At 60.2% G+C, this 26,193-nt stretch carries 24 protein-coding genes and 1 tRNA gene; 10 read left to right on the top strand and 15 right to left on the bottom strand.

The genetic code is table 11. The features are described from left to right. Positions 1-133: 133 nt before the first annotated feature. The gene (locus AFK67_RS22255) at positions 134-667 is read left to right on the top strand and encodes a sterol desaturase family protein (RefSeq protein WP_071602241.1); all 534 of its coding nucleotides are present in this window, start codon (positions 134-136) and stop codon (positions 665-667) included. Here the strand turns inward: AFK67_RS22255 and crtB are convergent. The 7 genes from crtB to AFK67_RS17355 all read right to left on the bottom strand — a co-directional run bounded on the left by crtB (position 564) and on the right by AFK67_RS17355 (position 8,246). Further along, complete coding sequence (gene crtB, locus AFK67_RS17385) at positions 564-1,535, bottom strand: 15-cis-phytoene synthase CrtB (RefSeq protein WP_007709519.1); 972 nt, start codon at positions 1,533-1,535, stop codon at positions 564-566. The genes AFK67_RS22255 and crtB overlap by 104 nt on opposite strands. After that, positions 1,532-3,010, bottom strand: a complete 1,479-nt coding sequence (locus AFK67_RS17380) for a phytoene desaturase (protein WP_007709516.1) — start codon at positions 3,008-3,010, stop codon at positions 1,532-1,534. Before AFK67_RS17380 ends, crtB begins: the two co-directional genes overlap by 4 nt. Beyond that, positions 3,003-4,178, bottom strand: a complete 1,176-nt coding sequence (gene crtY, locus AFK67_RS17375; protein ID WP_007709515.1) for a lycopene beta-cyclase CrtY — start codon at positions 4,176-4,178, stop codon at positions 3,003-3,005. The genes AFK67_RS17380 and crtY overlap by 8 nt, the downstream gene beginning before the upstream one ends. Then, the gene (locus tag AFK67_RS17370; RefSeq protein ID WP_053532917.1) at positions 4,175-5,449 is read right to left on the bottom strand and encodes a glycosyltransferase; all 1,275 of its coding nucleotides are present in this window, start codon (positions 5,447-5,449) and stop codon (positions 4,175-4,177) included. The genes crtY and AFK67_RS17370 overlap by 4 nt, the downstream gene beginning before the upstream one ends. After that, complete coding sequence (fni, locus tag AFK67_RS17365) at positions 5,446-6,489, bottom strand: type 2 isopentenyl-diphosphate Delta-isomerase (RefSeq protein WP_007727061.1); 1,044 nt, start codon at positions 6,487-6,489, stop codon at positions 5,446-5,448. Before fni ends, AFK67_RS17370 begins: the two co-directional genes overlap by 4 nt. Before the next feature lie 45 nt (positions 6,490-6,534). Beyond that, positions 6,535-7,440 (bottom strand): polyprenyl synthetase family protein, encoded by a 906-nt coding sequence (locus AFK67_RS17360; RefSeq protein WP_007727063.1) that lies wholly within the window; start codon positions 7,438-7,440, stop codon positions 6,535-6,537. Positions 7,441-7,697: 257 nt separating this feature from the next. Then, entirely contained in the window at positions 7,698-8,246 is a 549-nt protein-coding gene (locus tag AFK67_RS17355) for a YtfJ family protein (protein ID WP_038884500.1), read from the bottom strand. A gap of 231 nt (positions 8,247-8,477) precedes the next feature. On the opposite strand from AFK67_RS17355, the gene AFK67_RS17350 reads away from it, so the two are divergent. Beyond that, positions 8,478-8,924: an STM2901 family protein gene (locus AFK67_RS17350; RefSeq protein WP_032967450.1), complete on the top strand. Its 447-nt coding sequence runs from the start codon at positions 8,478-8,480 to the stop codon at positions 8,922-8,924. Beyond that, positions 8,924-9,238 (top strand): DUF1493 family protein, encoded by a 315-nt coding sequence (locus tag AFK67_RS17345; protein ID WP_007727067.1) that lies wholly within the window; start codon positions 8,924-8,926, stop codon positions 9,236-9,238. Before AFK67_RS17350 ends, AFK67_RS17345 begins: the two co-directional genes overlap by 1 nt. 167 nt (positions 9,239-9,405) lie before the next feature. Here AFK67_RS17345 and AFK67_RS17340 read toward each other — a convergent pair. Then, positions 9,406-9,481, bottom strand: a tRNA-Ile gene (locus AFK67_RS17340). Between the two features lie 126 nt (positions 9,482-9,607). On the opposite strand from AFK67_RS17340, the gene mug reads away from it, so the two are divergent. Beyond that, the gene (mug, locus tag AFK67_RS17335) at positions 9,608-10,114 is read left to right on the top strand and encodes a G/U mismatch-specific DNA glycosylase (protein WP_007727069.1); all 507 of its coding nucleotides are present in this window, start codon (positions 9,608-9,610) and stop codon (positions 10,112-10,114) included. 46 nt (positions 10,115-10,160) lie between these two features. On the opposite strand, the gene AFK67_RS17330 is transcribed toward mug, so the two are convergent. The 4 genes from AFK67_RS17330 to rpsU form a co-directional block, all read right to left on the bottom strand. Then, positions 10,161-10,568, bottom strand: coding sequence for a YuaE family lipoprotein (locus tag AFK67_RS17330; RefSeq protein WP_007727070.1), 408 nt, complete (start codon positions 10,566-10,568; stop codon positions 10,161-10,163). Positions 10,569-10,820: 252 nt separating this feature from the next. Next, complete coding sequence (gene rpoD / locus AFK67_RS17325; RefSeq protein ID WP_007727072.1) at positions 10,821-12,665, bottom strand: RNA polymerase sigma factor RpoD; 1,845 nt, start codon at positions 12,663-12,665, stop codon at positions 10,821-10,823. A gap of 236 nt (positions 12,666-12,901) precedes the next feature. Next, positions 12,902-14,647 (bottom strand): DNA primase, encoded by a 1,746-nt coding sequence (gene dnaG / locus AFK67_RS17320; protein ID WP_007727074.1) that lies wholly within the window; start codon positions 14,645-14,647, stop codon positions 12,902-12,904. Positions 14,648-14,759: 112 nt separating this feature from the next. Continuing rightward, a complete protein-coding gene (gene rpsU / locus AFK67_RS17315; protein WP_001144069.1) occupies positions 14,760-14,975 on the bottom strand; it encodes a 30S ribosomal protein S21 in 216 nt (71 codons plus the stop codon). Positions 14,976-15,222: 247 nt separating this feature from the next. Between rpsU and tsaD the strand changes: the two genes are divergently transcribed. Beyond that, on the top strand, positions 15,223-16,236 hold the full coding sequence (tsaD, locus tag AFK67_RS17310) for a tRNA (adenosine(37)-N6)-threonylcarbamoyltransferase complex transferase subunit TsaD (RefSeq protein WP_007727078.1): 1,014 nt from the start codon (positions 15,223-15,225) through the stop codon (positions 16,234-16,236). A gap of 37 nt (positions 16,237-16,273) precedes the next feature. On the opposite strand, the gene plsY is transcribed toward tsaD, so the two are convergent. Further along, positions 16,274-16,891: a glycerol-3-phosphate 1-O-acyltransferase PlsY gene (gene plsY / locus AFK67_RS17305; RefSeq protein WP_007727080.1), complete on the bottom strand. Its 618-nt coding sequence runs from the start codon at positions 16,889-16,891 to the stop codon at positions 16,274-16,276. A 107-nt stretch (positions 16,892-16,998) separates the two neighbouring features. Here plsY and folB point away from each other — a divergent pair, with 107 nt between their 5' ends. Then, entirely contained in the window at positions 16,999-17,358 is a 360-nt protein-coding gene (gene folB / locus AFK67_RS17300) for a bifunctional dihydroneopterin aldolase/7,8-dihydroneopterin epimerase (protein ID WP_007727083.1), read from the top strand. A 124-nt stretch (positions 17,359-17,482) separates the two neighbouring features. After that, positions 17,483-18,301: an undecaprenyl-diphosphate phosphatase gene (gene bacA / locus AFK67_RS17295; RefSeq protein ID WP_007727086.1), complete on the top strand. Its 819-nt coding sequence runs from the start codon at positions 17,483-17,485 to the stop codon at positions 18,299-18,301. 4 nt (positions 18,302-18,305) lie between these two features. Here bacA and AFK67_RS17290 read toward each other — a convergent pair whose 3' ends face one another. After that, complete coding sequence (locus AFK67_RS17290; RefSeq protein ID WP_007727090.1) at positions 18,306-19,553, bottom strand: multifunctional CCA addition/repair protein; 1,248 nt, start codon at positions 19,551-19,553, stop codon at positions 18,306-18,308. Positions 19,554-19,648: 95 nt separating this feature from the next. Continuing rightward, the gene (locus AFK67_RS17285; RefSeq protein WP_007727093.1) at positions 19,649-20,263 is read right to left on the bottom strand and encodes a TIGR04211 family SH3 domain-containing protein; all 615 of its coding nucleotides are present in this window, start codon (positions 20,261-20,263) and stop codon (positions 19,649-19,651) included. A 249-nt stretch (positions 20,264-20,512) separates the two neighbouring features. Here AFK67_RS17285 and AFK67_RS17280 point away from each other — a divergent pair, with 249 nt between their 5' ends. From AFK67_RS17280 to hldE, 3 genes are all read left to right on the top strand, one after another. After that, entirely contained in the window at positions 20,513-21,814 is a 1,302-nt protein-coding gene (locus tag AFK67_RS17280) for a CYTH domain-containing protein (protein ID WP_038884497.1), read from the top strand. A gap of 20 nt (positions 21,815-21,834) precedes the next feature. Next, entirely contained in the window at positions 21,835-24,672 is a 2,838-nt protein-coding gene (gene glnE / locus AFK67_RS17275; protein WP_038884494.1) for a bifunctional [glutamate--ammonia ligase]-adenylyl-L-tyrosine phosphorylase/[glutamate--ammonia-ligase] adenylyltransferase, read from the top strand. Positions 24,673-24,739: 67 nt separating this feature from the next. Then, positions 24,740-26,167, top strand: a complete 1,428-nt coding sequence (hldE, locus tag AFK67_RS17270) for a bifunctional D-glycero-beta-D-manno-heptose-7-phosphate kinase/D-glycero-beta-D-manno-heptose 1-phosphate adenylyltransferase HldE (RefSeq protein WP_007727109.1) — start codon at positions 24,740-24,742, stop codon at positions 26,165-26,167. Positions 26,168-26,193 lie beyond the last annotated feature (26 nt).

The following is a 26,193-nucleotide window of genomic DNA, read 5'->3' as shown; positions in this document are numbered from 1 at the left end:
TTATTCTGGCGTCCGGTAAGCGAATCGGTCAGGTATTTGCGCCTGGATTGCTATACTCTCTGGGTTGCAGCGCATATGGCGCTGACGTTTCCCGGCAACAGGATGTTTCCTTCCACCGGGCCCAGGAGAAATTATGACTGTGCTGTATAACGTGGCGATCGTGTTGCTGACGGTCGCCGTTATGGAGATCGTGGCGACGCTGACGCACAAATATGTTATGCACGGCTGGGGATGGGGCTGGCATCTCTCCCACCACACGCCGCGTAAAGGCTGGTTTGAGGTCAACGATCTCTACGCCGTGGTGTTTGCTGGCGTGGCGATTGCGCTTATCGCGCTCGGCGCGGGCGGCCACTGGCCGCTACAGTGGATTGGCGCCGGGATGACGCTCTACGGCGCGCTTTACTTTATTGTGCATGACGGGCTGGTGCACCAGCGCTGGCCGTTTCGCTATGTGCCGCGCCGGGGCTATTTGAAGCGGCTCTATATGGCGCACCGGCTGCATCACGCGGTGCGCGGACGCGAAGGCTGCGTCTCTTTTGGTTTTCTCTACGCGCCGCCGGTCGCTAAGCTGCAGGCGGTGTTGCGTGAGCGTAACGGTCGTCCTGCGCGGACGGACGCTGCCAGAGCGCCGCAGGGCGGGGCGTCGAGGTCGCGCCGCGAGAGCTGACCGCCATCGCCGCGCCTTTCGCCAGCAGGGCCAGTTTCTCCGCTTTGCTGGTGCCCTGGCGCGTCTCCCAGGCGTTCGCGCCTGCGCGCTTCACCTTCACGCCAATTTCCCGGTACACCCCGTGCGCGGTGGCGATAGCCCAGGCGCTGCGTAGCGGCAGCCCGGCAAGCCCGGCGCGCGCCGAGGCGTAATAGGGCTCCGCTTCGTCCACCAGGCGGGCGGCAAGGCGCGCAAGGGCAGGCCGATGCTCGCGCGCCGCCAGCGTCTCGCGGCGCAGTCCTTCCTGCATCAGCCATTCATCCGGCAGATAACAGCGCCCGATGGCGGCATCCTCAACGATATCCCGCGCAATGTTCGTCAGCTGAAACGCGAGGCCCAGATCGCAGGCGCGATCCAGCACTGCCTCGTCGCGCACGCCCATCACGCGCGCCATCATCAACCCCACCACGCCCGCGACGTGATAGCAGTAACGCAGCGTGTCATCAAAGGTGTGATAGCGCTCGTCGCGCACGTCCATCGCGAAGCCTTCCAGATGATCGAGCGCCAGCGACGGCGGGATCTGGTGGCGCAACGCCACTTCCTGGAATGCCGCAAAATTCGGCTCGGTCATCGGCGTACCCGCGTAAGCCTCAAGCGTCAGCGCGCGTAGCAGGGCGATGCGCGCCTGCGGGCTGTCGGCGGGCGCGTCCGGCGCGCGAAAGCCGAGCACCTGACCATCCGTGACGTCATCGCAGTGGCGGCACCAGGCGTAGAGCATCAGCGCGCTGCGGCGCGTATCGGCGTCGAACAGTTTCGAGGCGGTGGCGAAGCTTTTTGAGCCCGCCTCAATGGTTTCGGTCGCGTGCGTCAGCAGCGGTTTATCACTCATGCGCGATCCTCCAGCATCAGCCCGGCGGTGGCTTTCGCCGAGCCGATCACGCCCGGAATGCCTGCACCAGGGTGCGTGCCCGCGCCAACCAGATAGAGGTTATCGATGCGGCTGTCGCGGTTATGCGGACGGAACCAGGCGCTCTGGGTGAGGATAGGCTCTACCGAGAACGCCGAGCCCTGGTACGCGCCAAGCTGGTCGCGGAAGTCAAACGGCGTGAACATCCGGTGCGTCACCAGCTGGTCGCGCAGGCCCGGCATGTAGTGCTGCTCAAGGTACGCGAAGATGCGGTCGCGCAGGCGCGGGCCTTCGATATTCCAGTCGAGATCGGCCGTACCGAGATGCGGCACCGGCGCCAGCACGTAGTAGCTGCCGCAGCCCGGCGGCGCGAGCGACGGATCGGTCACGCACGGCGCGTGCAGGTAGAGCGAAAAATCCTCCGCCAGCGCGTCGCGGTTAAAAATATCGTCAATCAGCGCTTTGTAGCGCGGCCCGAAGCAAACGGTGTGGTGCGCCAGCTGGCTGTGATGATGATTTAGCCCGAAGTAGAGCACGAACAGCGAGTTGCTCATGCGCTTGCGCCGCAGCGACGCCGCCTGCGCGACGCCGCGCGGGTGGTGGCCGAGCAAGTTGTTGTAGGTATGCACCACGTCGGCGTTAGAGGCGACGGCGCTGGCGGCGATGCGTCGGCCGTCTGCCAGCGTAACGCCGCAGATTTTATCGCCCTGGGTTTCAAGGCGCGTCACCTGCGCGTTAAGTTCGGTCTCGCCGCCCAGATCGGTAAACAGCTTCACCAGCCCCTGCACCAGCGCGCCGGTGCCGCCGCGGGCGAACCAGACGCCCCACTGGCGCTCCAGCGCGTGGATAAGCGTATAGATCGAGGAGGTGGCGAACGGGTTGCCGCCGACCAGCAGCGAATGGAACGAGAACGCCTGGCGCAGGTGCTCATCTTCGATGTATTTCGACACCATGCCATAGACGCTGCGCCACGCCTGCAAACGCGCCAGCTGCGGGCCTGCGCGCACCATATCGCGAAACGAGAGAAACGGCACCGCGCCAAGCTTCAGGTAGCCTTCTTTAAACACCGCCTGCGAATAGGCCAGGAACTGGCGATAGCCTTCGACGTCGCGCGGGTTAAAGCGCGCGATCTGCGCCTCAAGGCTCGCCTGATCGTTATCGTAATTAAACACCTGGCCGTTCTCCCAGCAGAGGCGGTAAAACGGCGTGACGGGTAAGAGATCGACGTAATCAGCAATATTTTTACCGGCCAGCGTGAACAGCTCTTCGATGGCCGAAGGATCGGTGATGACGGTCGGGCCTGCGTCAAAGGTAAAGCCCTGATCCTCATAGACATACGCCCGCCCGCCATGTTTATCGCGCTGCTCAAGGAGTAGCGTGGGAACGCCCGCCGCCTGTAAGCGGATAGCCAGGGCCAGGCCGCCAAAGCCGGACCCGATAACAACAGTTTTAGTCATGATGAAAAGCTCGCAGCCGGGGTGTGTGCTTCAGGACGGCCTGCAGGGCTTCGCCCACCGGAACCGGTGGTTTGCCCGTCAACAGCCGCGCCATATCCAGAGGGGTCAGTCGTCCGGCGTAAAACCGGGCGATAAGCCCCGCGTTAAGTCCATAAAAGCGCTGCATCACCTGCCAGCGTTGGTCCGGTTTCCCGGCGAGAAACAGCATCCGGTTCAGCAGCCGGAAAAAGCGCTGACGCCGCCACTGGCGCTGCGCGTAACCTGCCGTCAGGGCATATAACGCCTGCGGCGTCGCGGGCGGTTGCGACGCGATAAGATCGGCAAGCGCCGCCGCGTGCGGCAGCGAATAGCCGGTGGTCGCGTGAAACAGCCCGGCGCGCAGGCCGCAGCGCGCAACGCCCTGCGCCTCCTGCCAGAACGCCTGCGGCGCGCCGGTGAGCGTGATGGGCAGATTGCCGCGCTCCTCGCGCAGAAGCGTCATCAATTGCCAGCCCTGCGTGCGGGCGTAGTCGGCGATATTCTCCCGTGCGCGGGCAGGGTCTAGCGTCGCGCTGTCGATGTAATGCGTATCTTCAATCAGCAGCGTGTCGGGCGTGAGCGGCAGCGTATAGACAAACCGGTAGCCGCCCTGCTGCGCGACGGTGGCGTCCATCAGAACCGGGCGCGTCAGGCCATGGGGGGCGGCGAGCCGCCACTGCTGGCCGAGAAACGCCTGCTGGCCGACGGTCAGGTGCGGGCTCGCCCGCCAGCCGCGACCATCGATAACCGCGCGGGCGTGCAGTGTGCGTCCGTCCGCCAGCGTGACGGACTGCGGGGTGAGCTGCGCCACCGGCGCGTTGCGCCAGAGGTTTTCTGCCAGCGTCTTTTGCAGAACGTCAGCGAATCTCTCTGACGTCACGCTGTAATAGCCGCCATCAAGCGTGCGTTTAAGCGCCGGGAAGCGCACCTCATAGCCGTCCCAGCGGTGCGCCACCAGCGGCGTTAGCCAGGCGTGCTGCGCGGGCGTGATATCGTCGCCATGAAACGACCAGGTGTGATTGCCGCCGGGCGCCTCGTCCGCCTCCAGCAGCAGCACCTTTAGCGCCGGTTGCAGCACGCGCAGGCGCAGGGCGAGAAGCCCGTTGGCGAGGCCGCCGCCTGCCAGTATCAGATCCCATTCGCTCGTCATGGCCGGGCCTGCGCCGTGACGGGCCGACGCTCGCGCAGGGCCTGTTCGGTGATCTGCGCCGCCCGCGTCGCGCCGCCGGCCTGCGCCAGCGCGCGCTGCATCGCCGAGAGGCGCGTGCGGCAGCCCGCATCGCCAAGCAGCGCCTGGAGCTGGCGGGTAAACGCGCGGCGACCGGCGAAGCGCGAGACGCGCCGCCCGATGCCGCAGTGCTCCACCCGCGCCGCGACGCCCGGCTGGTCGAACGCCAGCGGCACGACCAGCAGCGGCGTGGCGCTGGCGACGGCATCCATCACCGTGTTGAGCCCGCCGTGGGTGATAACCGCGTGTGACTGACTGAGCGCCAGCGGCTGGTCGGTAAACGCGGTGACGCGCGTCGCGCCCCAGGTTTCGAGCTGGGCCGCCTGCGCGGGGTTAAGCCCGCCGCAGTGCGCCACCAGCAGTTCGGCGTCGGCATCGCGACAGGCGCGGGCGATGGTGCGAAACAGCCCGTAACGGTGGCCCTGTAGCGTGCCAAGCGAGGCGAAAACGCGCGGGCGCGCTGCATCCGGCAGCGGCTCCGCCACCGACGGCTGCGGCGGGCGCAGCGGGCCGACGGCATGAAAACAGGCGGGCAGCGACTGGCGCGGAAAATCGAGCACGCCAAGCGTCTGGCTTATCTGCGCCAGCGGCGAGAGACAGTCATGCAGGCCGTGACGGGGCGCGAGCCCGAAGCGTTTCGCGTGATGGGCGATGACCTCGCCGTGCCGCCCCATCAGCCAGTCGTGTACCTGCTGGCTGGCGTGATAAATCTTGCGGGCGCGCGGCGTTTGCGCGTAGCGAAACGGCATGACCGGCAGCGGCAGCCCCGGCTCGCGGTTGACCGGCAGTGCGCAGGCGACCGAGATAAAGGGCAGACCGAGCGCGTCGGCGACGATGCCGCCTGCGGCTTCCATCTGGTCGACAATCAGGCCGTCGACGCCAAGCCGCGTCAGCGCGTCGGGCAGCTCGCGGCACAGCATGTCGGTGGTGCGCGCCAGATCGTTAATCAGGCTCAGGATTGCCGGGCCGCCAGGGTGGGCCGTCAGGCGCAACGTGCGGGCGAGGCTGCCGGGCGGGTGGCTCTTTTCGCCGACCGGATAAAACCCGATGCGCGGATCGTCCAGCAGCGTGCGGGCCTCTGCCTGCTGAATAAACGTGATGCGATGCCCGCGCGCGAGAAGTTCCTGCGCGAGCGCCTGCATGGCGTGAACGTGACTGTAAAGCGGGGGCGTAATGACGGCGTAGTGGCTCATTCCTCATCCCCGGCGCGAACCAGGCGAGCGTCTTTCAGCGCGTCGAGGCTGGCGCTGCCGGTACAGAAACAGGCGACCCGCAGTTGCTCAATCACCACCGCGAAATGTGCCAGCACTGCGCTGGTGGAGGTGGTGGCGCTGCCGAGCACCGCCGCGGCCTGGCCGACCAGGCGCGCGCCCATCGCGAGCGCTTTGGCGGCGTCAATGCCGTCGCGAATGCCGCCGGAGGCGATAAGCGGCATCGACGGGAGCGCCTGATGCAACTGGCGCAGCGCCTGCGCGGTGGGAATGCCCCAGCCCGCGAAAGCCATCGCCACATTGCGCGCGTGCGCGCTGGCGGCGCGTTCGCCTTCCACCGCCGCCCAGCTGGTGCCGCCCGCGCCCGCGACATCCAGCATCGCGACGCCTGCGTCGGCGAGCTGACGCGCCACCGGCACCGAGATCCCGGCACCCACTTCTTTGATGATGACCGGCACCGGCAGAGCGCGTACCGCCCGCTCAATGGCCGCCAGCACGCCGCGCCAGTCGCGATCGCCGCCGGTCTGGAGCGCCTCCTGGAGCGGGTTGAGGTGAATGATGAGCGCGTCCGCCTCGACCATGTCGACGGCGCGTCGGGCGTAATCGAGCCCCTGCGCGCTGCTAATCTGTGCGGCCCCGAGATTCGCCAGCAGCGGGATATCCGGCGCGTACTGGCGAAGCTCGCCGGTCAGCCCCCAGTTGTCGTCGCTCTCGATCGCCACGCGCTGTGAGCCGACGCCCATCGCCAGCCCCAGCGCCTGTGCCGCCTCGGCCAGATGCCGGTTGATCTCGCTCGCCCGGCGCGCGCCGCCGGTCATCGAGCTTATCAGGAGCGGCGCTTTCATCGGGCGGCCAAACAGGCGGGTGCTGAGATCGATCTCGTCGAGCGAAAGCTCCGGCAGGGCGCAGTGCTCGAAACGCCACTGTTCAAAGCCGGTACGCGTCGTCTGTTTAGCGCGCTCAGGATGCAGCACGATATCCAGATGATCGTTCTTGCGTTGGCTTAGTTCCTTGTCCTTCATTCATACTCCAGTAACGGTCGCTGTCAGCCGCGCAGACCCGCGCGTTCAGCCAAACATGGCCAGCTGATTATCAAACCAGGCGTACATAAAACGGCGGGTGGACGCGCCGCGCGAACAGGCGCAGGCGAGATGTTCGTCGGCGCGCAGTAGGTGATCGCGCAGGCGCTGATGCACCGCTTCCGGGCCGAGCATCGCCACCAGCGTGGATTTGCCCGCGTCCTTATTAATGTCTTTGCCGGTGTTATTGAGGCCGTCCGCCAGGTCATCAAGCAGCTGGAACGCCTGCCCGAGATGGCGCGAAAACTGGCGCAGCTTCTGGCGGACCGAGGCGGAGGCCCCGGCGGCGATGGCGGCGATTTGCAGCGTGGCATCAAACAGCACGCTGGTTTTGAGATCGTTGGTCGCAAGGATGGCCTCTGCGCTGCGGGCCTGGTTACCTTCGCTGAGATCGCGAAACTGTCCCTGTACCAGCCCCTGCAACCCCACCGCGCTGGAAAGCTCGCTGACCGCCTCGGTTTTGCAGCTGTCGGGCAGCGATCCCGCCTGCGCCACCACGCCGAAAGCGCGGCTTAATAACGCGACCGCCGCGAGGATCGCCACGCTTTCGCCAAACTGGCGGTGAATGGTGGGTTTGCCGCGGCGCAGCAAGGCGTTATCCATGCACGGAATATCGTCGAGCATTAGCGATGCGGCGTGCACCATCTCCACGGCGCAGGCGAGATCCAGCAGCGCGGGCTGGCTGGCGTCATAGCCGAGGTCGCGCGCGGCCAGAATGAGCAGCAGCGGACGCACCCGCTTACCGGGCGTGAGCGCGCCTTCGCGCATCGCGGCGCAGACCAGATCGCGCTCCTGGCCCGGCGGCAAAAGCTCGTCAAGGCGGGTTTGCAGGGCGTCGCGCAGCGCCTGCAATTCGTTTTCCTGCCCTGATGATTTCACGGCGTTAGCGTTCATGGTTAAGGCCTCAGGTGGTGATCGGGAGCTGTGTAGTGGAAGGAGCCAACGCGCCGGGCGCGCCGAATGTCGCGGTCAGGCGCGCAACATTCGTCGCATCAGGCGAAATGTGGGATTTTTCTTGTATGAACAACTGATTATCTTCACGGTTTTTTTTCCGGATCTTCTCTTAAAAAGCGTAGCGCAATACCGGAAAATGTCTTCGGCTAACTTAACGCGTCACAAAACTTTACATTCAGGCAACGCGTTGTACAAGTTTATGTCAATAAAGTGTGCAATAAGCTCATCACCTGACGCACTTCATCTGCAGTGAGCGCGCCATCTTTCGCAAAGCGTATACGGCCATCTTTATCCAGCACGACGACGGCTGAGCCGCCCGGCTGCAGGCGCCAGGCGCGCTGCGCGGCGCCGCTGTCATCCAGCACGAACACCGAGGCGGGGTAGGCTTTTTTGGTGCTTTCCAGACTGCGGCGCACAAAAATGGCGCTGCCCGGAATGGCGTCGTCAGTGTTGATTATCGTGGTGGCCTGGAATTTATCCGCCGGCAGACGCGCTGCGGCAATCGCGTCGCTGATGCCTTTATTAAGATCTTTGGCCGACAGCCTGCCCGCCACATGCAGCACGACCCCCACCTTGCCGCTGAGCCGCGCGCTGTTCCAGTCGCGATAACCGATATCGCCCTGATTAAGCGTCAGCTCGCCGCGCTCCGCCACGCCGACCGGCGCGACCCGTTCGCCCTCTTTAAAATTATGCGCGCAGGCGAAAAAGGGCAGCAGGGCGGAGATAAAGAGTAACGGGCGCAGCATGGAATATCCTCGACAAGGGAAACTGTGGAAAGTGTAGTGGATATTACCCTGTTCGGGTGTCAGAGAAACCCATTACGGGGTTACGTTAAGCCATTTCTGGATTGTTGCGCTCATTATGAATAAACCAGAGTTAGCATTTTTTTATTTTCAGATTACGTTGCTGCACAGGCTCTGGATGGCGCATTAGGTTGACAGTAATATTTAGTACGTAAACATGGAAAGGGAAATTTTATGGATACGACTGAACAGCGCAACGGAAAGTATTTCTTTGATGGGATGAATGTTGATAAAGAGGAGTTGCTTCACTGGCTAATACTGGATGAGTTTAAAAAACAATTCAGCGATGTGATTGATTTGCTAGCGATAGCTTCTATGCTGGTTAGTCTGCCTGTCATCCCTGTCAGGGGTAAATTAGGTGCAGATATGGCAACAAAAGGAACGAGCCCGCTTTCCCTGGCGCTCAGAAGCGTTATCCGCCAGCGCTTTAAAACAGGACGCAGAACGATCACATGGGCAAAATTGCTACGCGGTGAGTGGGCGTATACCACCAGCATAGGGGCTTATATCGGCAGATGGCTGCCCTGGGTTGGCGCCGTGTTCACGGTTTATCATCTTGCTATGATTACCCAAAATGTTATTCATCGCTATAAGCTTATTGTTGCATCGGGAGAGCGGTAATGGCAGATAAAGCTGCGTATGTCAGGGAACTCATTAAAAAGCATTTCTGGGAAATGTCTGACAATATGTCGCTCAGTACCGGAAATAAAAGCGTATTGCCGGAGGATGCTGCCGATTTTCTTGAGGAGTATATCAGTACGCTGAACGTAGATATGTCTGGTTTCTGTTTTAACCGTTATTTCCCTAATGAAGGTATTCGTTTCCTGCCAAATGCAATATTACCGCGATATTTAAAAACGGATCATCATGCACCCGAACCGTTGACGGTGAAAATGCTGATTGATTCGGCGATTGCGGGTCGCTGGCTTTTTTAATTGATTCGCGGAAAAAACGACGCTAACACAGATGTTTTGATGTATGACCTGCTACATACTGGCTCTGCGGAGCATAAGCTGCCGCCATTTTATCGCCACTCATCAGGCAGCCAACAAAAAAGCCACTCTTTCGAGTGGCTTAATTATATGATTTTAAAGCTAAAATTTGGTGGCCCCTGTTGGGTTTGAACCAACGACCAAGCGATTATGAGTCGCCTGCTCTAACCACTGAGCTAAGGGGCCGTGGCGCTGGATTATAGAGTAACTGGCGACGTCAATCCAGTCTCGGCGTCTCGGCTGCTGAATTTGTAAGCAAGGGCGGCGTAAGGCTTTATACTTTACAGATCCGTGAGTTAACAGGGAAACGACATGATAAACGATATTCTTGAACCGGGCCTGCGCGTGGTCTTTTGCGGAATCAATCCGGGAAAGTCGTCAGCGCATACCGGTTTTCATTTCGCGCATCCGGGTAACCGCTTCTGGAAGGTTATCCATCTGGCGGGGTTTACGGAGCGCCAGTTAAAACCCGAAGAGGAGCGGCATCTGCTGGATACGCGCTGTGGCATCACGAAACTGGTTGAGCGCCCGACGGTGCAGGCGAACGAGGTGGACGTGAAAGAGCTGCATGAGGGCGGACGTAATCTGGTGAAAAAAATTGAGGACTTCCAGCCGGACGCGCTCGCGGTGCTCGGTAAAAAAGCGTATGAGCAGGCGTTCAGCCAGCGCGGCGTGAAGTGGGGCAAGCAAAAGCTCAAGATCGGCGAGACGGAAATTTGGGTGCTGCCGAACCCCAGTGGGCTTAATCGCGCGTCGCTGGATAAGCTGGTGGAAGCCTACCGGGAACTGGATGAGGCGCTGCTGGCTCGCGGCAGATAAAGCGACGGCGCAGCCTGAGCCGCGCCGTAAGGGAAGGGCTGGTGGCTTAGCCGCCCGCCTGTTCGATAATCAGTTTGCCGAGCGACGACTGAATGCGGAAGCAGAGCGTTTTGATCTGCGACTGATACATCGTGATGACGATATCGTTCAGTTCCGGCGTCAGGCCCTCTTTAATCGAGAGATATTTGCCGGTTTTTGCGGTCAGAGCGTCCATTTCCGCAGCATAACGGCTGTAGGTTTTCGGGCCGTAGTGCTTAAGCGCGTCGAGCTCTTTACGGCAGGTCGCCATGCTGTTGGTGCTTTCCGAGGCGGCGGCGAACGGTTTGCTCTCCGGCGCTTGTTGTACAGGCTGTGGCTGGGCGACTGGAGCGAGCGGCGTCACCTGGCTTTTTGGCGGCTGGCTGGCACATCCGGCCAGTAAAACGCATGTCATGAATAACAGCGACTTGTTCATCCCGGGTCCTTGCTAAGTGATAACACTCTTGTTCATTTTCAGAGGCATAATCTCCCAGCAAATTACTCAGAATCGATATCTGTGACAAATTGTTTTTGCTGATTAATCCACACTCATCACGATGAATTATTGTTAATTGCCAGTTTACTGCCGGGCAGCGCTACTAATCCCACAAGAAATGCCGCAATGATTTCCTGCGTCAATAAAAAAGCCCTCCGAAGAGGGCTTTTGAAACGCGTTTATTGCAGACGATTAATCGTCAAGGAAGCTGCGCAGCACTTCAGAACGGCTCGGGTGGCGCAGCTTACGCAGCGCTTTCGCTTCGATCTGACGGATACGTTCGCGGGTAACGTCAAACTGTTTACCCACTTCTTCCAGCGTATGGTCGGTGTTCATGTCGATACCAAAACGCATACGCAGCACTTTCGCTTCACGCGCGGTGAGACCCGCCAGTACGTCGTGCGTCGCCGCACGCAGGCTTTCAGTCGTCGCGGAGTCCAGCGGCAGCTCGAGGGTGGTATCCTCGATGAAATCCCCCAGATGCGAATCTTCATCGTCGCCAATCGGCGTTTCCATGGAGATAGGCTCTTTAGCGATTTTCAGCACTTTACGGATTTTGTCTTCCGGCATCAGCATGCGCTCGGCCAGTTCTTCCGGCGTCGGCTCGCGGCCCATCTCCTGCAGCATCTGGCGGGAGATACGATTGAGCTTGTTGATGGTCTCAATCATATGCACCGGAATACGGATGGTGCGCGCCTGATCCGCGATAGAGCGGGTGATAGCCTGACGGATCCACCAGGTAGCATAGGTGGAGAACTTGTAACCACGGCGGTATTCGAACTTATCTACCGCTTTCATCAGGCCGATGTTGCCTTCCTGAATCAGGTCGAGGAACTGCAGACCGCGGTTGGTGTATTTCTTGGCGATAGAAATTACCAGACGTAAGTTCGCTTCAACCATCTCTTTCTTCGCACGGCGCGCTTTCGCTTCGCCGATAGACATGCGACGGTTGATATCCTTCACCTGCTCGATGGTGAGGCCGGTTTCTTCTTCAATCTGTTGCAGTTTTTGCAGGCTGCGGTGTACATCTTCCGCCACGTCGTGGAGCTTCTCAGACCACGGCTTGTTCATGGCGATAGCCGCGTTGAACCAGGTTTCGCTGGTTTCATTGCCGGTAAAGAGGGTGATGAAGTTCTTCTTCGGCATTTTGCACTGCTCAACGCACATCTTCATGATGATGCGTTCCTGGGTGCGCACGCGATCCATCATGACACGCATGCTGTTGACCAGGTAGTCGAACTGTTTCGGCACCAGACGGAACTGTTTGAACACTTCAGAAAGCTTCAGGATCTCTTCCTGAGACGCCGCGTGGCTGCGGCCTTTCGCTTTGATAGTGTCGCGGGTGACTTCGTACTGGGTACGCAGCTCGCCGAATTTCTCGCGCGCCAGTTCCGGATCGATGCTGTTGTCATCATCGCTGCTGTCGTCGTCAGACTCTTCGTCTTCATCTTCGTCATCATCCATCTCTTCCTGAGAGAGTTCAGAGCCGACGTGCGTCGCGGTAGGGGCCATGTCTTCTTCGGCGTTCGGATCGACAAAACCGGTGATCAGATCGGAAAGACGCGCTTCGCCGGCTTCCACACGATCGTACTGCTCCAGCAGATAGGTGATCGCTTCCGGATATTCGGCGACGGAGCACTGAACCTGGTTGATGCCGTCTTCGATGCGTTTGGCGATGTCGATTTCGCCTTCACGGGTCAACAGCTCAACGGTACCCATTTCACGCATGTACATGCGAACCGGATCGGTGGTGCGCCCGATTTCAGATTCCACGCTGGACAACACCTGGGCGGCCGCTTCTTCCGCGTCTTCGTCGGTATTGTTCGAGTTTTCAGCAAGCAACAGATCGTCGGCGTCCGGCGCTTCTTCCATCACCTGGATGCCCATATCGTTGATCATTTGGATGATGTCTTCGATCTGATCGGAGTCGACGATATCTTCCGGCAGATGGTCATTGACCTCGGCATAGGTCAGATAGCCCTGCTCCTTACCACGGGTGACAAGAAGCTTAAGCTGTGACTGCGGGTTTTGCTCCATAAGACGGTATCCACACTTATTTCATGAGGTTGGTGTCGTAGGCGTTGCCGCCAACAATAACGTGTGCCCGGGATTTCGTGTCTCAGTGTTGCAAGCGACGGCGCGTAATAGCGCCTGAACGCGTTGACAGCGACATGAAATCCACAGGGCGTTGCGGGCTGTTTTATTATTGCCGCTGCCCGGCAGTACGGCTCTCGGGTGCACCCGATCGTCAATCGGCAATTAAGCCGCGGAATTTATTTTTTTGCGCGCGCCTCGGTAATGATGCGCACTTCTTCGCGCTCCGCCGCGCTAAGTCCCTGGGTGCGCGAGCGGGCTATCAGTTCTGTTAATCTCAACTCCAGCACCGAATCGAACAGATGGTCCAGCGCGTCGGTGAACGTTTTTTCTGCGATATCCTTATCTGCTATATCGTCCCACGTTGAGAGTTTTTCAAGGGTAGCGGCTTCTTTTGTACCGCGATAATGTTCGAGCAACTGCCCAGTGGTCAGACCAGGCTGCGAAAGACAAGTATTGACCAGCTCTGAAAAGAGCTCCAGTCCAGGCAGCTTTGTTTTATCTAACGCCGCCAGAGAAGGCACTAAGGGTGCCAGCTCAGGATTCTGGACCAGCAATCCTATCAGTATACGCATGGTTGTACGCTTTAGCGTCGGCGCGGGCCGCGTTTGCGAATTATCTGCCTGCCGGGTCATCAACCGCTCGAGCTGGCTGTCATCCAGAATGCCGAGCTTGTTGCCTAACTCCTGGCGCAGATAGATGCGCAGCGTTTCGCCTGGCACCTGACTGATTAACGGCAGCGCCAGCGTACTCAACTGCGCCCGCCCGTCCGGCGTACTCAAATCCACCTGCGGCAGCAGGCTGTTGAACAGGAACGTGGAGAGCGGCTGAGCCTGCTCCATCCGCGCCTCGAACGCCGCTTTGCCTTCCTGACGAACCAGCGTATCCGGGTCTTCGCCATCGGGCAGAAACATAAAGCGTAGCTGACGTCCGTCGGTCATGTAAGGCAGCGCGGTTTCCAGCGCGCGCCATGCGGCGCTTCTGCCTGCTCTGTCGCCGTCGTAACAGCAAATGACGTTGTTCGTGACACGAAAGAGCATCTGAATATGCTCTGCCGTGGTCGCGGTGCCGAGCGAGGCGACCGCATAGTTGATGTCGTACTGCGACAGCGCCACGACGTCCATATAGCCTTCCACGACCAGAAGTCGCGGCGGGTTAGGATCGCTCTGTTGCACTTCATAAAGGCCATACAGCTGGCGACCCTTATGGAAAATATCGGTTTCCGGGGAGTTTAAGTATTTCGGCAATGCATCGCCTAAAACGCGACCGCCGAAGCCTATCACTCGCCCGCGCTTGTCGCGGATGGGGAACATCACCCGCTCGCGGAAGCGATCGTAACTGCGGCCCTTATCGTTGGTCACCAGCATACCGGCGTCGATAAGCGACTGGCGGTTTTCGCTGTTGTTGCCAAAGCGCTTTAGCGCGTTATCCCAGCCCGGCGGCGCATAACCGATGGCGAAGCGTTCAATCACGGATTCGCTCAGCCCGCGTTTCGCCAGATACTGACGCGCCGGCTCGGCGTTTTGTGCCTGTAAGGCCTGACGATAAAAGCCGTTCAGCCCGTCCAGCAGTTCGTATAATGTCTGACGCTGGTGGCGTTCAATTTGCGTCGGTCCGCTGCCCGCTTCGAATGGCACTTCCAGATTATGCATGGCGGCCAATTCTTCGACGGTCTCGACGAATTCGAGCTTGTCGTAATTCATCAGGAAGTCGATAGCGTTGCCGTGCGCGCCGCAACCGAAGCAGTGATAAAACTGTTTTTCGCCGTTTACGGTGAAAGAGGGGGTTTTTTCATTATGGAAGGGACAGCACGCGTGGTAGTTCTTGCCCTGCTTCTTGAGCTTTACCCGTGCGTCTATCAGGTCGACGATATCGGTGCGAGCCAGCAGATCATTGATAAAGACACGTGGGATTCGTCCAGCCATAAGCCCCGTTTTTATCAGCCCATAAACGAGAATAAGCCGCGCATTCCTTTCGGAAGCACGGCCTCTACAACTACTACTCTGTCTGTTTCAGGGGAGGATATCCCCTAAGGAATTAGTACAGACGAGTACGGCGTGCGTTTTCGCGAGCCAGTTTCTTCGCGTGACGTTTCACTGCGGAAGCTTTGGCGCGTTTACGTTCGGTAGTCGGTTTTTCATAGAATTCACGACGACGAACTTCCGCCAGAACACCCGCTTTTTCGCAGGAACGTTTGAAGCGACGCAGTGCTACGTCGAACGGCTCGTTTTCACGTACTTTAATTACCGGCATGTGCCTCTCACCTTTGATTAATTCGGTTCTGCTGACATCAGATAGCCAGCTTATTTCAAAATGGTGCGGAATTTTACTGCAACTGCTGCTGCTTTGTAAAGCACCGCCAGGACCAGAAACGCGGTTTTTGTGCGGTCTATTCCAGGGGCACGCATTATACACTATCTGGCCGCCTGGGTTGAGCAAAGTTTTACATCCGCAGCCGTTGGCCCTACACTGCGCGGCAGGCGAAAGAGGTAAAAAAACCATGCGTGTACTGGGAATTGAGACATCCTGCGATGAAACCGGCATCGCCATTTATGACGATGAAAACGGGCTATTAGCCAACCAATTGTATAGTCAGGTAAAACTGCATGCCGATTATGGCGGCGTAGTGCCTGAGCTGGCCTCGCGCGATCACGTGCGTAAAACCGTGCCGCTGATTCAGGCTGCAATTAAAGAAGCGGGCCTGACGGCGCAGGATATCGACGCCGTGGCGTATACCGCAGGGCCGGGTCTGGTGGGCGCGCTGCTCGTCGGCGCGACGGTCGGCCGCGCGCTGGCGTTTGCCTGGGACGTGCCGGCAGTGCCGGTACACCATATGGAAGGCCATCTGCTGGCCCCGATGCTGGAAGAGAATCCGCCCGAGTTTCCGTTCGTGGCGCTGCTGGTTTCCGGCGGCCATACGCAGCTTATCAGCGTCACCGGTATCGGCCAGTATACGCTGCTCGGCGAATCTATCGATGACGCCGCAGGCGAGGCCTTCGACAAAACCGCCAAGCTGCTGGGCCTTGATTACCCCGGCGGGCCGATGCTGTCGAAAATGGCCGCGCAGGGGACGGCAGGGCGCTTTACGTTCCCGCGCCCGATGACTGACCGTCCGGGCCTCGATTTCAGCTTCTCTGGTCTTAAAACCTTCGCGGCGAACACCATTCGCGACAGCGGCACCGACGATCAGACCCGCGCCGACATCGCGCGTGCGTTCGAAGACGCGGTGGTGGATACGCTGATGATTAAATGTCGCAGGGCGCTGGATCAGACCGGCTTTAAGCGTCTCGTGATGGCGGGCGGCGTGAGCGCCAACCGCACGTTACGCGCGCGTCTGGCGGAGATGATGCAAAAGCGCGGCGGCGACGTTTTCTATGCGCGCCCGGAGTTTTGTACCGATAACGGCGCGATGATCGCCTATGCGGGTATGGTGCGTCTTAAAGCGAAAGGCGAAGCGGGTCTTGGGGTAACGGTGCGTCCGCGCTGGCCGCTTTCGGAGCTGCCCGCCGCGTAACGCGTTCAGCGACGCGCTGTAAAAAAGGAGTGATAATTCACTCCTTTTTTTCTGCCCGTTTTTTGCGAAACCGGCTCCAGATTTTGGTTTCCTGGCCGCGCCATAAGCGCTGAATGTTGTCGTGATGACGCAAGAGAATCAGGCAGGAGAGCATCGCGACCGGGAAGGTAAACTGCGGTTTAAACCACCAGACGTAGAACGGGGCCACCAGCGCGCTGACAATCGCGCCCAGCGACGAGTAACCGCTCAGCAGCACCGTTAGAAACCAGGTGCCCGCCATCACGCCCGTGAGATCCCAGCCGATAGGCGCTATCGCGCCGAACGCCGTCGCCACCCCTTTGCCGCCGCGAAAATGGAAAAAGACCGGCCAGATATGACCAAGACAGGCGGCGATGGCGATAAGCCCCAGCCAGAACGGCGTCACGCCCAGCGCATACGCGCCCCAGACCGGCAGCATGCCTTTCAGCACGTCGAAAATCAGTACCGTTACGGCTGCTCCCTTGCCGCCAATTCGCAGGACGTTGGTCGCTCCGGGATTGCCGGAACCGCTGTCACGCGGATCGGGCAGACCCGCGATACGGCAGACCAGAATGGCGCTGGAGATCGAGCCGCAAAGGTACGCGAGGAAGATCATTCCAGGCGCGATTGCACTCATAACGCTGTTCCGTTGTGAAAATGTCGTTGTATTCTCTGCATCTGTGGATAATACGCATATTTTGCCGGAAGTGGTATCCGGTGGGGCTAAAAACAGGCAGGGCCGTGATGGACATAGTATTTATAGAGCAACTTTCGGTAATCACCACTATTGGCGTTTACGACTGGGAACAGACCATCGAGCAGAAACTTGTGTTCGATATCGAAATCGGCTGGGACAACCGCGCGGCGGCGGCGAGCGACGACGTGCGCGATTGCCTGAGCTACGCCGATGTGACGCAGGCGGTGCTGGAGCATGTCGGCAAGGGCCGTTTCGCGCTGGTAGAACGCGTGGCGGAAGAGGTCGCCGACCTGATCCTTAAGCGCTTTAACGCCCCCTGGGTGCGTATCAAATTAAGCAAGCCAGGCGCGGTCGCGCAGGCCGCGAATGTCGGCGTAATGATTGAGCGTAGCAATAATCCGAATTAAAACATTTAAATTCATAATGATTAAACCAAACGCGGGTATACCGGTCATAATGCAGGAACTTTCGCGGCCGTCGCGCTGATGGCCGCGTTTTTAGCGCTTATTTTGGGGTACGAGGGTTTACTGAATGACTGATATGCACTCGCTGTTGGTGGCGGCGATCCTGGGCATTGTTGAAGGACTCACTGAATTCCTGCCGGTGTCGAGCACCGGGCACATGATAATCGTGGGGCATCTGCTGGGCTTTGAGGGCGACACCGCGAAAACCTTTGAAGTGGTTATCCAGTTGGGCTCCATCCTGGCGGTTGTGGTGATGTTCTGGCGTCGTCTGTTTGGGTTAATCGGCATTCACTTCGGCCATCCGCCGCATGAAGGCGTCGGCAAAAACCGTTTGTCGCTTGTTCATATCCTGCTCGGCATGGTGCCGGCGGTGGTGCTGGGCCTGCTGTTCCACGATTTCATCAAATCGCTGTTTAACCCGATAAACGTGATGTATGCGCTGGTCGTCGGCGGCGTGCTGCTGATTGCGGCCGAACTCTTCAAACCTAAAGAGCCGAAGGCGCCCGGTCTGGACGATATGACATACCGCCAGGCGTTTTTCATCGGCTGCTTCCAGTGCCTCGCGCTCTGGCCGGGCTTTTCGCGCTCCGGCGCGACGATCTCCGGCGGCATGCTGGTCGGCGTTAGCCGCTATGCGGCGTCGGAGTTCTCCTTCCTGCTGGCAGTGCCGATGATGATGGGCGCCACCGCGCTCGATCTCTATAAAAGCCTGGGCTTCCTGACGATGGCGGATGTGCCGATGTTCGCAGTCGGTTTTGTCACCGCCTTCGTGGTCGCGCTGGTGGCAATCAAAACCTTCCTGCACATCATCAAACGTATTTCGTTTATTCCTTTCGCTATCTACCGTTTCATTGTCGCCGCCGCCGTATTCGCGGTCTTCATGTAAACGTTTAGCCCTCAGCCGCGGGCTGAGGGCACCGCGCGTCCTTCCAGGCCGCGACCGCGCGAATGCGCCGTTTCGTCAGCTCATCGCGGATAGCCGGGCCGGTAAAGCCCGCTTCCACTACCTCTTTTGGCGACACCGCGCGCGCCACCTCCCACGCCTCGCGCAGAAGTCGCGCCTGCGGATAATCTTTCGCTTCAAACCCGGTGCGCCCGCGCACGTCAGCTTCGCTGGTGATCGCTATCTGCTCGACGCGCTGCGGCTTGCGCCACGCGTCTATCGAATCGAACAGGCCCACGATAGTGCGCGGTTTCAGGACCGGGAAGGTATGAATAAGGTCATGGAATTCCGCCACCAGCTTTGCGAGATCGCGAATGTCGTTCGGCACGCGCAGCCGCTTGCAGACCTGCTCGACAAGCCGCACGCCTGCCGGGCCGTGACCGTGATGCCGCGGCCACAAGTGCGGCGGCGTCAGGCCTTTGCCTAAATCGTGGCACAGCGCGGCAAAGCGCACGTCCACCGCCGGGCTGAGCATCGCGGCCATTGAGAGCGTCATCAGGGTATGAATACCGGTGTCGATCTCCGGGTGCCACTTCGCCGGCGCCGGGACGCCAAAGAGTTTGTCCACTTCCGGGAACAGCACTTTCAGCGCGCCGCATTCGCGCAGCATCAGGAAATAGATCTGCGGATTACGGGTCGTCAGGGCGTTTTCGGTTTCCTTCCAGACGCGCTCCGCCGTCAGGTGTTCCAGCTCGCCGTTCTCCGCCATGTCGCGCATCAGCGCGAGCGTTTCCGGGGCGATGCGAAAGCCGAGATGCGCGTAGCGGGCGGCGAAGCGGGCCACGCGCAACACGCGCAGCGGATCTTCGTTAAACGCCGGCGAGACATGGCGCAGCAGGCGCGCGTTAAGATCGGCGCGCCCGTCGTAAGGGTCGATAAACTCGCCCGCGTCGTCCTGGGCGATAGCGTTAATGGTGAGGTCACGGCGCTGCAAATCCTGCTCCAGCGTCACGTCCGGCGCGGCATAGCAGGTAAAGCCGGTGTACCCCTGGCCGGATTTCCGCTCGGTGCGCGCAAGGGCATACTCTTCATGGGATTGCGGGTGCAAAAACACCGGGAAATCTTTCCCCACCTGCTGATACCCCAGTTCAAGCATTTCGGCGGGCGTGGCGCCTACCACCACCCAGTCTCTGTCCTTTACCGGCAGCCCTAACAGGGCATCACGTACCGCACCACCAACCAGATAACTCTTCACGCATTCGACTCCGACTCATATTTAGCCGACAGATAATACGTTAAGTGTAGAGGAGATGGGGAGCGAAAAGGGCAGCGGGCGCTGCCCTGCGAGGTTTAGTTCATCCAGCGGTCTTTGCGCTTGCGGCTTGGGATCATGTGCGGGAGCAGCAAACCGAGCAGCAAACCGACGCCCAGCACGCCGCCGCCATACATAAACCACTGCATGATGATAGTGCGCTGTTTATCATCGATCTGAATATTCGCGGCGTTCACTTTCTTCTGCGCCACGATAAGCTCGTTTTTAAGCTTCTGATTTTCGTCTTTCAGGCCGTTGATGATGCCGTCGCTGGCGGCGACTTTCTTTTGCATCTCCGCGGTGCGCTGGTTCCACGTGGTGTCGATATTGTTCAGCTTATCGGTCAGGGTCTTAACCTGATTTTCCAGCTCCGGCACCCGGGTACGCAGGCTGGGTTCGCTCTTGAGCTGTTCCAGCGGGATCCAGGACGTGCGGCCACTGGTATCACGAATCTGTCCATATTTACCGTTACTTTCGAGCAGTGCGACTTCTTCGCCAGCATTGACCGTGCCGACCAGGCGGTAATTGTCACCAGGGCCGCTACGCACCCAGGTGTTGAGTTCATCCGAGACATAGCGTTTTTCTTCGGCAACGGCCTGGTAAGAGACGCTAAGCGCAAGCAGGGAAAAGCAAATCAGACGTAATTTGTGCATCAGTTGGTCGTTATTGTCGTTGAAAGTGGAACGATAGTAGTGGCATCAGTCTGACGATGCAAAGCGTAAACCTGAATGGGAATCATCCTGGTCAGCCCGTCGCCTGCCACCGCGGCAAATTTCGCTTTTTGCGTGCGTCAAAAAGCCTCAAACATGGCAATTTTTTGCAAAATACTATCTACTGACAGATACCAGGCTATTAAGTTCGCTGGAGTTTTCTTCAGTGTGACCCAACAAGAAAGCAGAGACATGGCTCAGGAAATCGAACTCAAATTTATCGTCGACCCGGAACAGATTGATGCGGTGCGCGCCGCGCTGAACGCCCTTGAGGCTGAACACAGCGCCCCGCGCCAGCTGCTCAATATCTATTACGAAACCGCGGACAACCAGCTGCGCCGTCACGATATGGGGCTGCGTATTCGCGGGGATAATGGCCGCTATGAGATGACCATGAAGGTGGCGGGCCGCACCACCGGCGGGCTGCATCAGCGCCCGGAATATAACATTGAACTGGACTCGCCCGAGCTCACGCTGGCGCGTTTCCCGGCAGAAGTCTGGCCGGAAGGCTTGTCGCCCGAGGCGCTGCAGGACGCCGTACAGCCGCTGTTCAGCACCGATTTCGCCCGCGAAAAGTGGGTGGTTACTCACGGTGAAAGCCGCATCGAGCTTGCGCTCGATCGTGGCGAAGTAAAAGCTGGCGAGCTCGCGGAGCCCATCTGCGAGCTGGAGCTGGAGTTACTGGAGGGCCAGGCGGCGGACGTGCTGAAATTTGCCCGTCAGCTGGTGGCGAAGCCGGGCCTGCGTCAGGGCAGCCTGAGCAAAGCGGCGCGCGGTTATCATCTGGCGCAGGGCAACGCTGAACGCCCGCTGCGTCCGCTGACGCTGCTGAAGGTGCCCGCGAAAGCTCATGTGGAGCAGGGGCTTGAAGCATCGCTGGAGTGGGCGCTCGATCACTGGCTGTACCATGAAGAGCTGTGGCTGCGCGGCAACGGCAAGGCGAAGCAACAGGTGCGCGAGGCGATTGCCCTGGTGCGCCATACGCTGGCGCTGTTCGGCGGCATCGTTCCGCGAAAAGCGAGTACTCGCTTACGTGACCTGCTGACCCAGTGCGAAGCGACGCTTGCGACCGATGCTTCGGCCCAGACGGTCGCTTTCAGCGCCATTCAGGCCTCCGCCCGTCTTGCGCTCACCGAATGGCTGGTGTTCCGCGGCTGGCAGCCTTTCCTCGATGAAAAAGGCCGTCAGAAGATGGCGGACTCCTGGAAACGCTTTGCCGATATCCATCTTTCGCGTCACGCCGCTGAGCTGAAAGCCGCGTTTGGTCAGCCGCTCGGCGACCGTTATGTCGACCAGCTGCCGCGCCTGTCGCGCGAGCTTGACGCGCTGCGTCTGCTGGCGGGCGTTTATGACGAAACTGTTGCGCTGTTCTGGCTCGATAACTGGCAGGGGCTGCGTCACGCCATCGAAACCGGCCAGCGTATCGAGATTGAGCATTTCCGCAATGAGGCTATCTCGCAGACGCCGTTCTGGCGGCACAGCGGGAAACCGTAAACCACGACAGGAAAATCCGCATGACGCCGCTCTCCCTCCCTTTGCAACAGCACTGGCAAGCCGTGGTGGAGCGGCTGCCATTCGATGCCACCGCGCTCAGCGATGACGCGCGCGCGGTACTGACCTTCAGCGATTTCGTGCGCGAGGCCATCAGCGCGCATCCCGACTGGCTTCACGAGCTTGAGACAACGCCGCCTGAGGCGGATGAGTGGCGTCACTACGGCGCCTGGCTTCAGGCGACGCTTGCCGACGTGCATGACGAGGCGGCGCTGATGCGCGCGCTGCGCCAGTTCCGTCGCCGTATCATGACGCGCATCGCCTGGAGCCAGACGCTGGCGCGCGCCACCACCGGACAGACCCTGACGCAGCTCAGCGAGCTTGCGGAAACGCTGATCGTCGCGGCGCGCGACTGGCTTTATGCCGCATGCTGTCGCGAATGGGGCACGCCGTGTAACGCGCAGGGCGTGCCGCAGCCGCTGATGATCCTCGGCATGGGTAAACTGGGCGGCGGCGAGCTTAACTTCTCTTCCGATATCGATCTGATCTTCGCCTGGCCCGAGAGCGGATCGACCCAGGGCGGACGTCGCGAGCTGGATAACGCCCAGTTTTTTACGCGCCTCGGCCAGCGCCTTATCAAAGCGCTCGACCAGCCCACCCAGGATGGCTTTGTGTATCGCGTCGATATGCGCCTGCGTCCGTTCGGCGACAGCGGCCCCCTGGTGCTGAGCTTCGCCGCGCTTGAGGATTACTATCAGGAGCAGGGGCGCGACTGGGAGCGCTACGCGATGGTTAAAGCGCGCATCATGGGCGACAACGACGACGCCTGGAGCCAGGAGCTGCGCGCGATGCTGCGGCCCTTTATCTTCCGCCGCTATATCGATTTCAGCGTTATCCAGTCGCTGCGCAACATGAAGGGGATGATTGCCCGCGAGGTGCGCCGCCGGGGGTTGACCGATAACATCAAGCTCGGCGCGGGCGGCATCCGCGAAACCGAATTTATCGTCCAGGTGTTTCAGCTGATCCGCGGCGGGCGCGAGCCGTCGCTACAGCAGCGCTCGCTGCTGCCGACCCTTACGGCAATTGAGCAACTGCATCTGCTCTCGCCGGATGACGCCGCCTGCCTGCGCGACGCTTATCTCCTTTTGCGCCGGCTCGAAAACCTGCTGCAAAGCATCAACGACGAGCAAACCCAGACGCTGCCGGGCGACGCGCTGAACCGCGCGCGGCTCGCCTGGGCAATGGGCGAGGCGGACTGGGAGGCGCTTACCGCGCGTCTGGAGCGCCATATGGCGGGCGTGCGGCGGGTGTTTAACGAGCTTATCGGCGATGAAGATCCCACCGGCGGCGAGGAGTCGCTGACCGAAGGCTGGCGCGAACTGTGGCATGACGCGCTGGATGCCGATGACGACACGCCGGTGTTAAGCGCGCTTGGCGCGGAGAGCCGGATGCGGCTGCTGGCAACGCTTGCCGATTTTCGCAAAGAAACAGAGAAGCGCACCATCGGGCCGCGCGGGCGTCAGGTGCTGGATAATCTGATGCCGCACCTGCTGAGCGCCGTCTGCGCCAGCCCGGATGACGCGGCGCTGGCGCTCTCCCGGGTAACGCCGCTGCTGACCGGCATCGTCACCCGCACCACATACCTTGAACTGCTGAGCGAATATCCCGGCGCGCTCAAGCATTTGATTCGCCTGTGCGCCGCCTCGCCGATGATAGCAAGCCAGCTCGCGCGCTATCCGCTGCTGCTTGATGAACTGCTCGACCCGAACACGCTCTATCAGCCGACGGCGATGGACGCCTATCGCGATGAGCTGCGCCAGTATCTGCTGCGCGTGCCGGATGACGATGAAGAGCAACAGCTTGAGGCGCTGCGCCAGTTTAAACAGGCGCAACTGCTGCGCGTGGCGGCGGCGGATATTGCCGGTACGCTGCCGGTGATGAAAGTGAGCGATCACTTAACCTGGCTTGCCGAAGCGATTATCGACGCGGTGGTTCAGCAGGCGTGGGGACAGATGGTGGCGCGTTACGGTCAGCCGAAGCATCTGCGCGATCGCGACGGACGCGGCTTTGCGGTGGTCGGCTACGGCAAACTGGGCGGCTGGGAGCTCGGCTATAGCTCCGATCTCGATTTAGTCTTCCTGCACGACTGTCCGGCGGAGGTGATGACCGACGGCGAGCGCGAAATCGACGGCCGTCAGTTCTATCTGCGCCTCGCGCAGCGCATCATGCATCTGTTCAGCACCCGGACGTCGTCAGGCATTCTCTATGAAGTGGACGCCCGTTTGCGTCCGTCCGGGGCGGCGGGGATGCTGGTGACAACGGCGGAAGCCTTCGCCGATTACCAGAAAAACGACGCCTGGACCTGGGAACATCAGGCGCTGGTGCGCGCCCGCGTTGTGTACGGCGATAAACCTTTACAGGCGCAGTTTGACGCCATTCGCCGCGAGGTGCTTGCCACGCCGCGCGACGGCGACACGCTGCGTACCGACGTGCGCGAAATGCGCGAGAAAATGCGCGCCCATCTCGGCAACAAACACCGGGATCGCTTTGATATCAAAGCCGATGAAGGCGGCATTACCGATATCGAATTTATTACGCAGTTTATGGTGCTGCGCTACGCGCCTGAACAGCCGAAGCTGACGCGCTGGTCCGATAATGTGCGCATTCTGGAACTGCTGGCGCAGCACGACATTATGCGTGAGGACGAGGCGAAGGCGCTGACGCAGGCGTATGTCACGCTGCGTGACGAGCTGCACCGGCGGGCGCTACAGGAACTGCCGGGGCATGTGGCGCAGACGGCGTTCGAACAGGAACGCGAACAGGTGCGCGACAGCTGGCGGCGCTGGCTGGCCCCGGCGTAACCGTGCGATTGCGCGTAACTGTGCTATCATCGCGCGCAAATTTTGGTGTCTCTCAGGAGAGTCAGGAATGAAAGTAACGCTGCCCGATTTTGAACGCGCAGGCGTCATGGTAGTCGGTGATGTGATGCTGGACCGCTACTGGTATGGCCCGACGAGCCGTATTTCGCCGGAAGCCCCCGTGCCGGTCGTGAAAGTTGAAACCATCGAAGAGCGCCCGGGCGGCGCGGCGAACGTGGCGATGAATATCGCGTCTCTTGGCGCCAGTTCGCGTCTGGTTGGGCTGACCGGCATTGACGACGCGGCGCGCGCGCTCAGCCAGTCGCTCTCGCAGGTGAACGTGAAGTGCGATTTCGTGTCGGTGCCGACGCACCCGACCATCACCAAGCTGCGCGTGCTGTCGCGCAACCAGCAGCTCATCCGTCTTGATTTCGAAGAAGGTTTCGACGGTGTCGACCCGCAGCCGCTGCACGAGCGCATCAACCAGGCGCTGGGACAAATTGGTGCGCTGGTGCTTTCTGACTACGCGAAAGGCGCGCTCGCAAGCGTTCAGCAGATGATCCAGCTGGCGCGTAACGCGGGCGTTCCGGTGCTTATCGATCCGAAAGGCACCGATTTCGAGCGCTATCGCGGCGCGACGCTGCTGACGCCGAACCTCTCTGAGTTCGAAGCCGTAGCGGGCAAATGCAAAAATGAGCAGGACATCGTCGAGCGCGGCATGAAAATCATCGCCGATTTCGATCTCAGCGCGCTGCTGGTGACCCGCTCTGAGCAGGGCATGACGCTGCTGCAGCCCGGCAAAGCGCCGTTCCACCTGCCGACGCAGGCGCAGGAAGTCTATGACGTCACCGGCGCGGGGGATACCGTGATTGGCGTGCTGGCGGCGACGCTGGCGTCCGGTAATTCGCTGGAAGAAGCCTGTTTCTTCGCCAACGCGGCGGCGGGCGTGGTGGTCGGCAAGCTCGGCACCTCGACCGTGTCGCCGGTGGAGCTGGAAAACGCCGTGCGCGGTCGTTCAGAAACCGGTTTTGGCGTGATGAGCGAAGCGGCGCTGAAAGAGGCGGTGCTCGCGGCCCGCAAGCGCGGCGAAAAAGTGGTGATGACCAACGGCGTGTTCGACATTCTGCACGCAGGCCATGTCTCCTATCTGGCGAACGCCCGCAAGCTCGGCGATCGGCTGATTGTGGCGGTCAACAGCGACGCCTCTACCCGACGCCTGAAAGGCGACACGCGCCCGGTGAACCCGCAGGAACAGCGCATGACGGTGCTGGCCGCGCTGGAAGCCGTGGATTGGGTGGTGCCGTTTGAAGAGGACACGCCGCAGCGCCTGATTAGTGAAATCCTGCCGGATCTGCTGGTGAAAGGCGGCGACTATAAGCCTGAAGATATCGCGGGCAGCAAAGAGGTGTGGGCCAACGGCGGTGAGGTGATGGTGCTGAACTTCGAAGATGGCTGTTCCACCACCAATATCATCAAGAAGATCCAGAAAAACCGCTAAGGCGGTTTCACGGGCAAACGCCCCTT

This window comes from Cronobacter dublinensis subsp. dublinensis LMG 23823, assembly GCF_001277235.1.
In the GTDB taxonomy this organism is placed as follows: domain Bacteria; phylum Pseudomonadota; class Gammaproteobacteria; order Enterobacterales; family Enterobacteriaceae; genus Cronobacter; species Cronobacter dublinensis.
The sequence above is the reverse complement of the archived record's forward strand: the minus strand, read 5'-3'. Positions and strand labels throughout refer to the sequence as shown.